The 14,681-nt window shown below is 42.5% G+C and carries 18 protein-coding genes and 1 other RNA gene; 11 read left to right on the top strand and 8 right to left on the bottom strand.

Annotation, left to right across the window (positions count from 1 at the left end):
* Positions 1–49: 49 nt before the first annotated feature.
* The 5 genes from rplT to smpB all read right to left on the bottom strand — a co-directional run bounded on the left by rplT (position 50) and on the right by smpB (position 2,376).
* Positions 50–394: a 50S ribosomal protein L20 gene (gene rplT / locus WC473_01945; protein ID MFA5124571.1), complete on the bottom strand. Its 345-nt coding sequence runs from the start codon at positions 392–394 to the stop codon at positions 50–52.
* 73 nt (positions 395–467) lie between these two features.
* Positions 468–668, bottom strand: coding sequence for a 50S ribosomal protein L35 (locus WC473_01940; protein ID MFA5124570.1), 201 nt, complete (start codon positions 666–668; stop codon positions 468–470).
* Positions 669–772: 104 nt separating this feature from the next.
* A complete protein-coding gene (infC, locus tag WC473_01935; protein ID MFA5124569.1) occupies positions 773–1,342 on the bottom strand; it encodes a translation initiation factor IF-3 in 570 nt (189 codons plus the stop codon).
* Between the two features lie 94 nt (positions 1,343–1,436).
* Positions 1,437–1,824: a transfer-messenger RNA gene (gene ssrA, locus WC473_01930) on the bottom strand.
* A gap of 102 nt (positions 1,825–1,926) precedes the next feature.
* Entirely contained in the window at positions 1,927–2,376 is a 450-nt protein-coding gene (gene smpB / locus WC473_01925; protein MFA5124568.1) for an SsrA-binding protein SmpB, read from the bottom strand.
* A 73-nt stretch (positions 2,377–2,449) separates the two neighbouring features.
* On the opposite strand from smpB, the gene WC473_01920 reads away from it, so the two are divergent.
* The 6 genes from WC473_01920 to WC473_01895 all read left to right on the top strand — a co-directional run bounded on the left by WC473_01920 (position 2,450) and on the right by WC473_01895 (position 7,662).
* Positions 2,450–3,487 carry an AI-2E family transporter gene (locus WC473_01920; GenBank protein MFA5124567.1) on the top strand — a complete coding sequence of 346 codons (1,038 nt, stop codon included), beginning with the start codon at positions 2,450–2,452 and terminating at the stop codon, positions 3,485–3,487.
* Between the two features lie 102 nt (positions 3,488–3,589).
* Positions 3,590–4,135: a hypothetical protein gene (locus WC473_01915; GenBank protein ID MFA5124566.1), complete on the top strand. Its 546-nt coding sequence runs from the start codon at positions 3,590–3,592 to the stop codon at positions 4,133–4,135.
* 73 nt (positions 4,136–4,208) lie between these two features.
* On the top strand, positions 4,209–4,820 hold the full coding sequence (locus WC473_01910; protein ID MFA5124565.1) for a hypothetical protein: 612 nt from the start codon (positions 4,209–4,211) through the stop codon (positions 4,818–4,820).
* A gap of 51 nt (positions 4,821–4,871) precedes the next feature.
* The gene (locus WC473_01905) at positions 4,872–6,251 is read left to right on the top strand and encodes a glycine--tRNA ligase (protein ID MFA5124564.1); all 1,380 of its coding nucleotides are present in this window, start codon (positions 4,872–4,874) and stop codon (positions 6,249–6,251) included.
* A gap of 158 nt (positions 6,252–6,409) precedes the next feature.
* Positions 6,410–6,733, top strand: a complete 324-nt coding sequence (locus tag WC473_01900; protein ID MFA5124563.1) for a hypothetical protein — start codon at positions 6,410–6,412, stop codon at positions 6,731–6,733.
* A gap of 251 nt (positions 6,734–6,984) precedes the next feature.
* A complete protein-coding gene (locus tag WC473_01895) occupies positions 6,985–7,662 on the top strand; it encodes a hypothetical protein (GenBank protein ID MFA5124562.1) in 678 nt (225 codons plus the stop codon).
* Positions 7,663–8,130: 468 nt separating this feature from the next.
* Here the strand turns inward: WC473_01895 and WC473_01890 are convergent, their stop codons facing one another.
* The gene (locus tag WC473_01890; protein MFA5124561.1) at positions 8,131–8,376 is read right to left on the bottom strand and encodes a four helix bundle protein; all 246 of its coding nucleotides are present in this window, start codon (positions 8,374–8,376) and stop codon (positions 8,131–8,133) included.
* Positions 8,377–8,576: 200 nt separating this feature from the next.
* Between WC473_01890 and WC473_01885 the strand changes: the two genes are divergently transcribed.
* Positions 8,577–9,134, top strand: a complete 558-nt coding sequence (locus WC473_01885) for a hypothetical protein (protein MFA5124560.1) — start codon at positions 8,577–8,579, stop codon at positions 9,132–9,134.
* Between the two features lie 557 nt (positions 9,135–9,691).
* On the opposite strand, the gene WC473_01880 is transcribed toward WC473_01885, so the two are convergent.
* On the bottom strand, positions 9,692–9,919 hold the full coding sequence (locus tag WC473_01880) for a four helix bundle protein (GenBank protein ID MFA5124559.1): 228 nt from the start codon (positions 9,917–9,919) through the stop codon (positions 9,692–9,694).
* Between the two features lie 124 nt (positions 9,920–10,043).
* Here WC473_01880 and WC473_01875 point away from each other — a divergent pair, with 124 nt between their 5' ends.
* The 4 genes from WC473_01875 to WC473_01860 all read left to right on the top strand — a co-directional run bounded on the left by WC473_01875 (position 10,044) and on the right by WC473_01860 (position 14,102).
* A complete protein-coding gene (locus WC473_01875) occupies positions 10,044–11,030 on the top strand; it encodes a reverse transcriptase/maturase family protein (protein ID MFA5124558.1) in 987 nt (328 codons plus the stop codon).
* A 20-nt stretch (positions 11,031–11,050) separates the two neighbouring features.
* A complete protein-coding gene (locus WC473_01870; GenBank protein MFA5124557.1) occupies positions 11,051–11,587 on the top strand; it encodes an NYN domain-containing protein in 537 nt (178 codons plus the stop codon).
* Between the two features lie 141 nt (positions 11,588–11,728).
* Complete coding sequence (locus WC473_01865) at positions 11,729–12,985, top strand: pitrilysin family protein (protein ID MFA5124556.1); 1,257 nt, start codon at positions 11,729–11,731, stop codon at positions 12,983–12,985.
* A 1-nt stretch (position 12,986) separates the two neighbouring features.
* Positions 12,987–14,102: a glycosyltransferase family 1 protein gene (locus tag WC473_01860; protein ID MFA5124555.1), complete on the top strand. Its 1,116-nt coding sequence runs from the start codon at positions 12,987–12,989 to the stop codon at positions 14,100–14,102.
* Here the strand turns inward: WC473_01860 and WC473_01855 are convergent.
* On the bottom strand, positions 14,082–14,567 hold the full coding sequence (locus WC473_01855) for a hypothetical protein (protein MFA5124554.1): 486 nt from the start codon (positions 14,565–14,567) through the stop codon (positions 14,082–14,084). The two genes, WC473_01860 and WC473_01855, sit on opposite strands and share 21 nt — an antisense overlap.
* Between the last annotated feature and the right edge of the window lie 114 nt (positions 14,568–14,681).

Raw genomic sequence — 14,681 nt, 5'->3', positions numbered from 1 at the left:
GCGTTATAAAAAAATCGCCCCGATGCAATATCGGAGCGACCTACTTTTTTTATTTAACTTTTTCCACAATTTTGGCAAAGACCGCCGGTTCTTTCTGGGCCAGTTGAGCCAGCACTTTGCGATCCAAATCAATTTTGGCTTTTTTGAGGCCGGCGATGAATTTGGAATAGGACAAGCCGTATTCGCGGACAGCCGCATTAAGCTGGATTTGCCAGAGGGTGCGGGTTGTTCGTTTCTTGGCGCGCCTGTCGCGTAAAGCGTTAGCGCCGGCTTTAATGGAGGCGGTTTTGGCCAGTTTGATTAGCTTTTTGCGGCCTCGTTCAAAACCTTTGGTGGTTTTTAATAAGTTTTTTCGTCTTTTGGCATGCATGACGCCGCGTTTTACTCTAGGCATATGGTAATAAAATTGAAAGTCTTTAAAGCCTGTAAAGTTGAAAGTTTGGACTTTATGGACTGTTAGTTATTAATTAATTATACGGTAAAAGACGGCGGATATTGGCCGCTGTTTGTTTGCCCTGCAAAGAAACGTCTGATCTTTTGGCGCGTTTGGTCTTGCCGGTTTCTCTAGCGTTAAAGTGGTTTTGACCGGTGGAACGCTTGATAACCTTCTTCTTTTTGGTGATTTTGAATCTTTTAGCAATAGATTGCTTGCTCTTGATTTTAGGCATATTATAAAATAGTATTTATCCTTATTTTGTTATTCTCTAAAATTTGCAGCGGGCGTTAGCGGACTGGAATTTTTCGGGAATTCAGATTTTTATTATTTTTTTATTTATAAGGTGATGGTCATGGATAAACGGCCGCCTTGCTTGGTGATGTCGGATTCAATCCTGATCGGCTGTTCTTCTTTTTTCTCAATCAGTCTGACTTTGATAGCCTCAACCAGTTCGCGGATGTTTCCTTTGGCTAAATCAGTATGTTGGTTTTCCCGGCCACGAAGTTGCAGCTCTATTTTGACTTTGTCGCCGTCAGCCAAGAATCCGGCGGCTTGTGACGCTCTGACCTCCAAATCGTGCTGGCCGATGCGTGGCGAGATTTTGACTGTTTTTGTTTCGGTGGTTTTTTGTTTGGCCTTGGCTTTGCGCTCTTGTTTTTCGCGCTGATACTTGAAACTGCCATAATCCATGAATTTGGCTATGGGCGGATTGGCCTTGGGTGAAACTTCAACCAAATCAAGCTCCCGTTCGCGAGCTTCGCTAAGCGCTTGATCACGGCTCATGGCCCCGAGATTGGCTCCGTTTTCATCAATAATCATCAATTCCGGAGAAAAGATTTTTTCATTGATGCGGAATTCCTTGGGGCCTTCCGGCTTTTGATGGCGTCCTCTGAATGATTTACGCATGGTATTAATTTAGTCTATTAAAGTCTAAAGCCCATAAAATTTAAAGCAATGATGTTGATGTTTAACTTTATGACTTCAATGACTTTTTAATTTTGTGTGGAGATGAGGGGTAATGAGCCCCTGTCTAGAAATAAATTATCCCCTAAAGTGATACAAACTTAGCCGTTTTATATTCTGACTTAAGGACTGAAAAAGCGGCAAAAAATCCTTAAGCGATCCAGAAAAGTTTGACCAAGGGCGCTCTGGCGACGTCAGTGGCGATCCCGATAATATAACACCGCTTAGCGCTTACCGGGAATGGGCGCGGCGATGGTTCTCGATATTAAGCGAGAACAGGAGCCAAAGCCAGGCTGCTAAAAGCAGATTGGACTTTAGCTAAGATGTTTTTGGCATTTTTGCCTGTGGCGACGGATTAACGAGTTTGCCGCCATGCTCGGTTTGCTAATAGGAAAACATTATCTCTATCAAAGCAAAACATCCCCAAAATTAAGTCGCGGGTCGAAAGCTTATTTGCCGATTAAGCAGGTCTAAAGTTACAAGCGTAGATTTTACGGACTTGCCTGCCGGCAGGTCTCTGACCCAGTTTACTTTTTCAACGTTCTTTCTATCTCCCGTTCTTGCTCTCGTTTTTTGACGACCTCTCGCTTGTCTACCTTGGTTCGGCTGCGGGCCAGTCCGATTTCCACCTTGATTAGTCTTTTATAAGTATATACCGAAATGGGGATAATTGTCAACCCCTTTTGGGCTTTTTTGCCTATAATTGAGGCGATTTCTTTTTTGTTTAGGAGGAGTTTACGGCTTTTATCGGGGTTATAGCCGTTTTGGTGGCCTTTAGCCGGTTTATAGGGGCTGATATGGCAATTAACTATCCAAGCTTCGTTTTTATTGTCAATTTGAACAAAACTTCCTTTCAGGCTGATTTGTCCCAACTTAACCGCCTTAACTTCCGGACCGGACAGAACAATGCCGGCTCGCCAGGTGTCAATAATCTCATAACCGAACAAGCCTTCTTTGTTTTTGGTGATCACCGACATAATTAAAATAATTAGTTTTGCACTCCCAGTACTTTTATAGTATAATATATCTAAGGGATATTACAACCCACCCATGCAAGTCAGCAACAAAAAATTTACTATTGATTTTAACTTATCTACACTATTGAAGATAGCCGTCGTCTGTTTGGCATTGCTTTTGTTGTTTTATATCCGCGATATTTTGTTAATGGTCTTTGTTTCTTTGATTTTGGCCTCGGCTATTAAACCTTGGGTGGATTGGTTTGCCAAAAACAAGGTCCCGCGCTCTTTGGGGATTTTGATAATTTATTTGATCGGATTATGGGCGGTGTTTATGGCTTTTTTCCTCTTGATTAATCCTATTAGTTCGGAAATCAAAAACTTGTCTGAGGATTTTCCGGTTTATTGGCAGAATGTTTCCTCCGGTTGGAATCATGTGGCGGCGTTTTCCCAAAGCCACGGCTTGAAACAGAATATTGAAGATGCTTTGTCAGCCATGCAAGCCGGCTTGACTTCGCTGGCAACAAATTTAGTCGGTGGCTTGGTTTCTTTTATTGGTGGCGTGTTCTCTCTATTGGTAATATTGGTCATGACTTTTTATTTGGCGGTTTATGATCGGCAGATGAAAATAGTGGCTCGGAATTTTTTGCCTGCCAATCATCGTGATTACTTTGACCATCTGATTGATCGTATGCAAGAGAAGATCGGCTTATGGTTGCGCGGCCAGCTTTTGCTGTGTTTGATTATTTTTATCATGTCTTTGGTTGGCTTGCTGGTTTTAGGGGTTAAGTATGCCTGGGTCTTGGCATTAATCGCCGGCATAACCGAAATCATTCCCTATCTCGGGCCTTTTATGGCTGGCATTCCGGCAGTATTTATCGCTTCTACTCAGTCGCCTTGGTTGGGCCTAGCGGTTTTGATTTTGTTCATCGTTGTCCAGCAATCGGAAAATTATTTTATTACTCCGCAAGTCATGCGCAAGGCGATCGGTCTTAATCCGGTTATTACCATTATTGTCATGATGATCGGTTTTAAATTAAGCGGATTGATGGGTATTATACTATCCGTACCGGTAGCCACGGCGATCGGCGTGGGCCTAGGTGATTATTTGGAGCATCGGAAATCAAAATAATTTGGCGAAATTATAAATTTTATTTTATACTAATTGCAATCAATAAACTAAATATTAAAAATTAACGCGGCTTCTATTTTGCCGCATTGAGGAGAAAATAACATGGCTTACGCAAAATTTCGTTCTATGGATGATGATATGCCTGAGGCGGGTCTGCCTTCAGAAATGCCGATGGCCGGACGCAGAAAAAGAGGCGTTTGGAAATCAATCATCAGTATTATTATCGTATTGATTATCGCGATTCTGGCCGTCGGCGCAGTTATGCGCTGGGGCGGTTCGCTTTTAGGCGGTGATCCTATTGCTCATGTTACATCAGCCGATTGGCAGGCGGTTTTCTTAGGCAATGGCCAAGTTTACTTCGGTAAAGTTACTGCTGTCGGCAGAAAGACTCTGACTTTGACTGACATCTATTACTTGCAAGTCGTTACTAAGCCTTTGCAGCAAACCCAACAGAGCGCTACCGCTACCGGCGATCAATCCCAGCAAGAGCTGACTTTGATCAAATTAGGCAATGAAATCCATGGGCCGTCTGATCGCATGGTCATTAATCGCGATATGATTCTTTTGACGGAAAAGTTGAAGAAGGATTCTCGCGTGGTACAGGCCATCAGCAAATATATCAGCGATCAAAAAACAGCAACCAAATAATGTTTTATAACGAGGCCGCCCCTTACGGGGTGGTCTTTTTGTTTTGCCGCCGGCCGTCTATTTGTGCTATAATATGGCTATGACTCAAGAGTTAAAACAACAACTGGCGGATTTATTGCAAGCCGAATTGGTTGCCTTGTCTGATGCTGCCAAAAAGTTTAATGTGCGCCAGGAATACTTGGTTGGCTTGGCGGTTAAGGGTAGGCTCAAAGCTTTTAAAGTCGGTTTAGAATGGTACACTGAGCCCAAGCGTTTGGCTGAATTTTTGTCCGGCTTCCATCAGCATCTGGATAAAGAATTGGAACGCCATCTGCAATCGCGTCCTTCGGTCTGGGTGCAAACTAAGCGCGTTAAATCGTCGGGGAAGAAAAGTTTTTTTTGGCGTCATTTGGCGGGCGAAGCGGCTTTGGTGGCCGTAACGGCGTTAGTCGTAGCCGGATTAGTTGTCAGTTTTATACCGCGTAATTCTTATTTGTTGGTTTATTGTTCTAAATATTTTTTGAATTATACTTTTATTCCGGCCGCTCAAGCGGTTTACCGAGCGCCGGTGGAGTTAGTAAATCAAAAAGTTTTGGTTAAAATTAATGATGAGGTTATAACAGACAAAATAGAACGGTTAATTAAATACAACCTCATAAAACGGCGAGGTCGAGTGGCCGGAGGAACGGATCAAGCCGGTTTTTGACTAAACCGGCGATTTTAGTTAAGATTTACCTTGTTAAATAACTTTATTTTTATGGCTAATAAACAGCAACAGAATGACAAGATGGAGAAAATTGTGGCTTTATGCAAGCGGAAAGGCTTTGTTTTTCCGGCCTGTGAGATTTATGGTGGCTTTGCCAATGCTTACTCCTATGGCCCGTATGGCGTAGAACTCAAGAATAACATTAAGGCCTTATGGTGGAAGATGTTCGTTACCGAGCGTGAGGATATGGTGGGAATTGACGGCCCAATCATGTTGCATCCTAAGTTATGGGAGGCTTCCGGTCATTTGAGCGGTTTTAATGATGCGATGGTTGACTGTAAGAATTGCAAAATGCGTTATCGGGCTGATAATTTGATCAGTGAGGTCTTGGGGGAAGACTTAGAGGGAAAATTGGATGAAATGAGTAAAGTTATTCAAGAAAAGATTAGTTGCCCTAATTGTGGCAAGAAGAATTGGACTGAGGCCCGGTTTTTCAATATGATGTTTAAGACGGAAATGAATGGCATTGATGAGCCGGTTTACTTGCGACCGGAAACGGCCGGCGCGATCTTTTCCGATTTTAAGAATGTGGTTGATTCTTGTCGGGTGAAGGTGCCGTTTGGCATCGGGCAGATCGGCAAGGCGTTTCGCAATGAGATCGTGGCGCGTAATTTTATTTTTCGCGTGCGTGAATTCGAGCAAATGGAGATAGAATATTTTATTTCACCGGATGCCGAGTGGAAATCGTTGTTTAAGGATTGGCTGAAGGCGCAAGAAGAATTTGCCCTGGAATTGGGAGCTAAAAAAGAAGACTTGAAGCATTATGAGCATCCGAAAGAAAAATTGTCGCATTATTCCCGTAAGACTGTGGATATTGAGTATAATTTTCCCTTTGGTTTTGCCGAATTGTTCGGCTTGGCGCATCGCGGGGATTTTGATTTGAGTCAGCATCAGAAATTTTCCGGCACGGACTTGAGTTATTTTGATCAGCAAGCCGGCAAAAAATATCTGCCTCATGTCCTAGAGCCAACTTTTGGTTTGGATCGTTCGGTGCTGGTGGCTTTGTCAGCCGCTTATACTGAAGAGGACTTGGACGAAGGCGATTCCCGAGTGGTATTGAAGTTCCCAGTCAAAATCGCCCCGGTTAAGGTCGCGGTTTTCCCGTTACTGAAAAACAAGCCGGAACTAGTGGCTAAGGCGCGGGAGATATTTGACGATCTGCGCAGTGAATTTAAATGTGAATTTGATGATAACGGCAATGTGGGCAAACGCTATCGCCGGCAAGATGAGGTGGGTACGCCGTTTTGCGTTACCGTTGATTTTGACACCTTGGAAAAAGGCGAGGTGACTGTCCGCAATCGCGACACTATGAAGCAGGATAAGGTTAAGACGGAAGAATTGAAGGAATGGGTGAAAAAGAGATTAAAATAATTATAAAATCAGAGATTGACTAAAAATCATCATTATCCCAAAAGATAGCGGTGATTTTTTGTTTAAATTTGAATAGTAACAAAATTATTGACATTTTTTCTAAAGTCGTCTATGCTTTCTAAGAAACAATAAAAACAAAGGAGGGCGTCATGGACGTAATGAGTAAGTCTGAATTTATTGGGTTGCATGGTCAAGATCTTTATGAAAGGCTCGTGGTTCCGTTATTGGGCAATCATGATGATGACCCGTATACGATTGCTTTTATTCACCAACGATTCCCCAGGAGATTTATCAAAGAATATCCCAATAGGATCAAGGCGATGATTGGAGTTCCACGGTTAGCTCCCAGAGTGTCTTTTCTTGAATTTAGGCAAAGGTACATAGATTTTTATGGTGAGAAAAAATGGAACAGGTTTTTGGGGCGGATTTATAGGAAATTTGATAAATGGCTTTCGGCGTTACCATGTCTGCAGAGTAAATAAGGTTCTTTAGCCACCCGTTGACGGATGGCTTTTTTATTGTTTTTTGGTAATTATAGGCTATTAATCATTGAATCACGGATAAAAAGTTCAGTGGAGTGGATAAACCCCTTGACAAAATTATTGATGTATGATACAAAATAGTATATTGGCAAGCTGTCATTCCGGCAGAGCCAATTGTTGCATGAAGTTCAATATATCAATCCGGAGTTGGCCAGGAGCCAGTAATGGGGGAGATAGAAAGGACGTGAAAGATGTCGACGAAAAAGAGTTTGAATTGGAAGGAAGTCGGGCAGTTTGTGGCGGCGCTCGCCAATCTATTCTCGCTGATAGCCGCAACTCTGAAGAAAATCAAGGTCGGCGCCGAAGTGATTGATTGGGCGACTGGTCCGGGCAAGAGTTTTTTTGTTGAGAAACTCAAGGAAATCGGCGAGGAATTTCTGCGCCAGACAACGCCGATCCTTCGGGCGGTAATTGATACGGACAATGATCCGCGACCGCCATTTACTGACGCAACAGTTGAGAAACATGCCCGCCAGGGCAAGATTTCAATTGAAAAGAGATTTGACGGTTTATACATTGACGGACAGAAAGTCGTTTTGTATCGCTCAACGCTCCAGGTTAACGGTCGATTTATTGTCGGCCATGAACTACGTAAAGAACTTGACGGCCGGCCGGTGTTGTCGGCAAGCGTTCTGGACTTTCTTAGGGCCAATCAGGAGTACATCCCCGAAGAGTGGAAGGAAAAAAATGAAAAAGGAAATATTATCTTTATCTTTTTCTGGGGCACAATTTTCCGCCGCTCTGATGGCCGCCTCTACGTCCGTTGCTTGTTTTGGAGCGGCAGCCAGTGGCGTGGGTGCTATAGCTGGCTTGATAGCGGCTTCGTCGGCGGCAGCCCCGCTGCGGTTCTCGCAAGTATCAGCGCTTAGGTCTTGATTTCCTGGATCTATATGGATCCTTGGGAAATTTGACCTTAATGCAATTTTTTTGAACATATTCCCGAATCAGCAATGGTTCGGGATTATTTTTTATGCTAAAATAAAAAAGGTATTAGGTGAATATCAGCAAGCGGTTATGGCTGCTTGCCACCGAATCCAGTGTCCAGTCGCCGAGAATGCCTGCGGTCAAGGCTTCAGGCAGTGTGGCGCCTGTAGAAACTTCAAAAATGAAGATACTTGGTGCGGAGCGCTAAGTGATTTAAGATCACAAATAAGATCCAGCCCAGAGAGTATTCGACGGGCAGTGATATCGGCGGCGCGCCACATACAACCGCAACTCTGATGGCAACCTCTACGTCCGTTACTTGTATTGGAACGACAGCCAGTGGAATGAGAACTATAACTGGCTTGATAACGACTTCAACGTCGATAATCCGGCTGCGGTTCTCGCAACTCACTTCATTTCTCTCCCGCTTTATTGTCGGGGGAGTTTTTACTTAGTAATTGTCCTTTCCAGCCGCCAAGCATTTTGCCCACCTCATCAATCTTAATTGATAAGGCCAAATATTTATTATTATCTAATGATTTTGTCTCCCACAAAAGTAATAATAATATTTTTAAAATATCAGTTTTTCTGATCGCTGTTTCCACATACGGCGACTTACTCAGTTTGTCCAGGAAACTGGCCGTGGCAATTGCTTCCATTATCCCAATAGATAGTGGTGATTTTTTGTTTAAATTTAGATAAAAATAATTAGTTAGTTGGTAGAGTGGATAAATCTATTGACAAAATATATAATACGTGCTATACTTAATATATTGGAATTGCTCTGTATGCAAGGCCAATTCGCACCTCAAACTGGACGGGTTCCAAAGTGAACGTGTCCGCAAAAAGGAGATGGACTATGTCCACGCTTTACTCGGTAGGCCAAGCCAACAAGGTAATGGATGCTTTTGAAGCTGCTGGTTATACGCCGGAGGAGATGACGAAGCTCCAGCAGTTTAAGAGTTTGGCGGAATTCAAGAAAGTGCTGCATGGCTTGGCGGAAATCATCGTGACCAAGTACATTATTGACTGCGACGTTCATCCTTTCGTTCCGTCCGGCTGGAAAGTTGAAGAACACCAGAAGGGCGGTCAACTGGAGTGGAATCCGGCATTGATTGAGCTTTATCTGGCCAATGACCAGAAGAATAACATCGTCAAAGGTCACGCTTTGCGTAAGTTGTTGGCCGGCAAGCTGGTCTTGAACGCTAATGTTCTTGACTATTTACTCGCACATCTCGAGTTGATTCCGGAAGAATGGAAAGGCAAATGTATTTTCTTTTGGGGGACTATTTATCGCGACTCGGACGACCGCCTGTTTGTGCGTTACCTGTGCTGGGGTGGCGGCGGATGGGACTGGGGCTACGGCTGGCTTGATGGCGGCTTCGGCGTCGGTGATCCGGCTGCGCTCCGCAAGTAGTCCTTTGGACTTAGAATTTTGATTTTCAGTTCTTGAAATTTTAAACTTTAGTCCTTAGCCCTAAATTTTGTACAAAATATCCTGCATCGGTCATCTGACTTGTGCAGGATTTATTTTTTCAAATTATTCTGCTATTATGTAAATAGCCACAGGTAAATCCGCGGTTGGTTACGGCTATCCGCTACCTCAGCCGGTGTTAGTATTATTCAGAATATTACTGATCAATGTCAGTAGTAGCGTAATATATTAATGCCTAATTAAAGTAAAGATACTTGGCGCAATGTTCTATGTGAGTTTAGCTCACGCATAAGATTCAATCTGGAGATTCCGCCAGTCGGCGGATCAACGGATGGTGGTTTAGGCGGAATTTTGCGAAAATCGCAACTCGGACGACAACCTGTATGTGCGTTACCTGTACTGGAATGGCGACAGATGGAACTGGAACTACAACTGGCTTGATAACGACTTCAACGTCGATAATCCGGCTGCGCTCCGCAACTCTCTTTATTTTTCTCCCTGAGTTTATCCGGGGAGTTTTGTTTTGTCAGTTTGTTGTACTAGCCGCCTAGCATCCGGCCGATTTCGTCTAGTGGTTGCGATAGATTTAAATACTTATTATTATCAATCGCCTTTATCTCCCATAGAATCATTAGCATGATTTTTATCAAATCAATTTTTTGAATTGCTAGGCAGATATGAGGCGGTTTGGCTTGTGGTGGCAGGAAACTGGCGGTAGCCATAGCTTCAATCGCCTCAATAAAGAAGATGTCGATTTTTTGACCCAATGAGTATTTATGGGTTTTGGGTAGAGATTGGTAGTAACCATGCCATACTATGTATAGCGTTTTGGTTTTTTGAATCAACGGGATAAATTTTCCGTTGGGGGGGGGGTAAATTAAAGGAATCATTATGAACGGGAAAATCAAGTTGAGCCATACTTTTGAAGAGATTATCTGTCTTGATAATTTATTGTTGGCTTGGCAGGAGTTTGTCAGGGGCAAAAGGAATAGAAAAGACGTGCAGGAATTCCAATTGCGCCTTATGGATAATCTTATCGCATTGCATCGGGATTTGGCAACCGGCGCTTATCGCCATGGCGGCTACCAGGCCTTTAAGATCTGCGATCCCAAGTCGCGGCAAATCCATAAGGCGTCGGTCAGTGATAGGTTGGTTCATCATGCGATTTATCGGATTTTGTATCCGTTTTTTGACCGGACTTTCATCGTCGATTCTTATTCCTGCCGGCTGGGCAAGGGCACGCATAAGGCCTTGGCCAGATTCAAGAAATTTGCTTACAAAGCCAGCCAGAATAACACCCACACTTGTTGGATTTTAAAGGGTGACATCAGGAAATTTTTTGCCAATATCGATCATGGGATATTGGAAAATATCCTGGCCGAGTATATTCCGGATAAAAAGATTTTGGGTTTATTAGACGAGGCGATTGACAGTTTTAACGGAGGTTTGCCGTTGGGGAATTTAACTTCGCAGTTATTGGTTAATATTTATATGAACAGATTTGATCAATTTGTTAAGCATAAACTGAAAGTAAAATATTATATCCGCTATGCCGATGACTTCGTGATTATGGCTGATGATAAAAATTATTTGGAAAAAATAATTCCATCGGTTGATGCTTATTTGAGAGATAAAATGAAACTGACGCTTCATCCCGATAAGCTATTTATCAAAACTTTAAGTCCCGGCTTAGACTTTCTGGGTTGGGTGAATTTTTTTGATCATCGGGTGTTTCGGACGGCGAGTAAAAGAAGGATGTTCAGGCGAGTGAGGAAAAATCATAACCCGGAAACCATGAATTCATATTTGGGTTTATTGAGTCACGGCCAGAGCTATAAATTACAACGAAAAATTGCTAATTTGGCTTATACTTGCTAAGATTATCTATATAAAATAATATGCCACAAGGAAAAAACTACGCTTTTATTGACAGCAATAATTTATATCAAAGCTTGTCAAAAGACATTTATAAAAAAGACCGGAAGATTTATTCCGGCTGGCAGCTTGATTATAGAAGATTCAGGATTTATCTTAAAGATAAATATGGCATTGAAAAGGCCTTCCTATTCATCGGCTTTAAACCCGGTAATCAAGCGATGTATACAAAATTACAGGAGTATGGCTATATTTGCGTATTTAAACCGACACTGGAATTAGCTGATGGCACAGTTAAGGGTAACGTAGATGCCGAATTGGTATTGCACGCCATGATTGAATATTCTAATTATGATAAGGCCATTATTGTTTCCGGTGATGGTGATTTTTATTGTTTGGTAGAATATCTAATTAATAACTCAAAACTCAAGAGAGTGTTAATTCCGAATCAAAATAATTATTCTTGTCTTTTGGATCGCTTAAGTTCCTCGGCAAATAATATTTTGATTTTTTTAAATGCTTTGAAGGGTAAGTTGGAGTATAAAAATAAACACAAATGAAAAAGGCTCTCGTCGGGACGAAACCCTTAGAGAACCTCTCTCGTCGTGATTCTATCGTAATTATAGCATATCCATATTATTTGTCAATAGGAAAATAGCGAAAATATTAAAATACTTTGTAAATTTAGCAAAAATAAGTTTATGTATAAAAAGCAAACCCTGAAAAACGGCATCAGATTGATTACGGCGCCGCTTCATGATACTCAGACTGCCAGCTTGCTGGTGCTGTTTAAGGTGGGTAGCCGCCAGGAAACGCCACAGCTTAGAGGTGTTTCTCATTTTATTGAACATATGATGTTTAAGGGGACGGATCGGCGTCCGACGACCTTGGATTTGTCCAAGGAGCTGGACGGCATTGGTGCGGAATACAACGCTTTTACCGGCAAGGATATGACCGGTTATTATATCAAATCCGATGCTCGGCACTTGCCACTGGCTATTGATATGCTGTCGGACATGGTTATTAATTCTAAATTTGATGCCGTTGAGTTGGAAAAAGAGAAGGGTGTGATTGTGGAAGAGATCAATATGTATGAGGATAATCCCTTGATGCATGTGGAGGAGATGTTGGAGGAATTAGTCTTTGACGGCGGGCAGCTGGGTCATCTGATTGCCGGCAGTAAGAAAACAGTCAGGGGACTGGACAGAAAAAAACTTTTGGCCTACAAACGTAATTATTATAACGGCGCCAATGTCGTTATCGGTTTGGCTGGAAAATTCAGCGATAAGCAGATCAAGGAAATCTCGGCTAAATTCTCTTTGCCCGGCGGAAAAAAGTCAGCCATTAAACGATCAATAATTAAACAACAAAAGCCGAGGATAAAAATCAAGGATAAGGCGACAGAACAAGTACAGTTGGCTTTGGGTTTTCCTGCTTGGTCCACTCATGATAAACGCGTTCCCGCCTTGAATCTTCTAGCGATTATTCTCGGTGGCAATATGAGTTCGCGTTTATTCATTAACATACGGGAACAAAAGGGCCTAGCTTACTTTATCCGTTCCTGGCCGAATCTGTATGAGGATACCGGGTTATTAGTGATTCAGGCAGGCTTGGACAAGGCGCGGTTGGAGTTGGCTTTAGAGGCGATTATTTTAGAAATTAAAAGTATCCTGGCTGGCGGCGTGACTGCTGAGGAATTGAATCGAGCCAAAGAATTCGTTGCCGGAAAGACCGCTTTGGATTTGGAGGATTCCATGTCTATTGCGCAGTTTTATGTCAATCAGGAATTAATGAATAAGCCGTTAATGACGCCGGAGCAGAAATTAAAAAAGATTTTTGCAGTATCGGCCAAAGAAGTGCAACGGGTGGCCAAGGATATTTTTGATTTTAAACGCGTCAATCTAGCTTTGATCGGGCCGGGCTTAAATGCCGATAAACTGCGACGCTTAATCAAATAATATGAGAATCGGGATTGATTGCCGGACTCTGGTTGCCTCGGCGGGAATCGGCGAGTACGGCAGGCAGTTGGTTAAAAATCTATTGATTCAGGACAAGCATAATCATTATGTCTTGTTTTTGAATGAAGATGAAAAACTGCCTCCGGAAATAGTGGCAGGCGATTATGAAATAAAGCGTTTTCCGTTGTCGCGTTATCGTCGTTATTTGCCGTTTTTTTATTCCCAGTTGATAGTTGGTAAGTTAATCAACCGGCAAAAGCTTGATGTCTGCCTGTTTCCCGCCAATATTATTCCCTTGGGCTATCGCGGCCAAGCCGTGGTAACAATTCATGATTTGGCAGTTTATCTTTATCCGGAGTTATTTCTGGATCGGTTGATCAATTTTGATCGGCGTTATTTGGTACCGCAATCCTTAAAACAAGCAGATAAGATTATCGCCGTTTCTAACAGTACTAAACGAGATATTATTAAGCTATTTGGCATTGCGCCAGAAAAGATTGAGGTGATCTATGAGGGCGTGGCCGACAGAGAAGCGACTTATCAAAAAGGCAAAGAGAAATATATTTTGTATCTGGGTACTATTGAACCGCGGAAAAACCTGACGCGATTGATCGGGGCGTTTAAAAAACTTAAGCAGGAAGAGCCGGTGGCGCGTGACTTAAAATTAATTCTGGCCGGTAAAAACGGCTGGAAGAATGAAGAGATATTCAGAGGATTAAGACAAGCTAACGCTGAATTGCAGGAAGAAGCGATAAAGTATCTGGGCTATGTTACGCCAGAAAGAAAACATGAATTATTAAGCCACGCTGAGGTGTTTGTTTTTCCGAGTTTGTATGAGGGATTCGGCTTGCCGGTGGCAGAGGCGATGGCTTGTGGCTTGCCGGTTATAACTTCCGACGCCGGTTCTTTGCCGGAGATTGGCGGAGAAGCGGTGCTCTATGTGAACCCCTTAAAAGAAGAAGAGATATGTTTAGCGATTAAAAAAGTAATTACTGTCGAAAATTTTCGACAGCAGTTGGCAGAAAAAGGAAAACAAAAATCCCGAGAGTTTACTTGGGATAAATGCGCGCAACAGACAAAGGAATTATTGGAGGGGTTACAGCAGGTAAAGAGATGAGATTAAGCCAAGAAGGATTACGGCTTGGAAAATCATGCCGGCGTAAAGAGAAAAATCTCGTTTGATCAAACTATGGTTTTCATGGTGGAAAACGAAGAAGCCTTTAAGCCAGCGGGACTTGGTCAGCATATAGAGTGCCACAATGAAGTCGGGAATAATGCCGCCGATAATCGCCCAGATAACACTGTCATCCTTGGCCCAAGTGAAGTTTTTAAACAAATAGAGTAAGAAAAAAACCAGGATTACAGTATCAATCAAACTGTATAAGGCCATGGATTTGAATTTTGCTTCCTCGCTGGCGCGCTTGAATTGCAAGCCGAAAAACCGGGTACAATAATCTTTGTCGCCATGTGGGATGATGTCAAAGATAAAATGCAGGACGAAGCTGATGACAAAAGCAATAAAGGGGTTGGCGATTTCCTTGCCAATAACAGCTGAAGCGGCCGCGTGTACGGTTATAAACATATGGTTTTGGTTTGCCTGTTTAGTTGACAATATACTTGGAATAAGCAGATTTGCAATGACTTAATTATATCAAACCTTGAAATATTTGACAATTTTCAAAAAATAGTATAAAAT

It is taken from the genome of Patescibacteria group bacterium (assembly GCA_041650895.1).
In the GTDB taxonomy this organism is placed as follows: domain Bacteria; phylum Patescibacteriota; class Patescibacteriia; order 2-01-FULL-39-33; family 2-01-FULL-39-33; genus CAISTG01.
The sequence above is the reverse complement of the archived record's forward strand: the minus strand, read 5'-3'. Positions and strand labels throughout refer to the sequence as shown.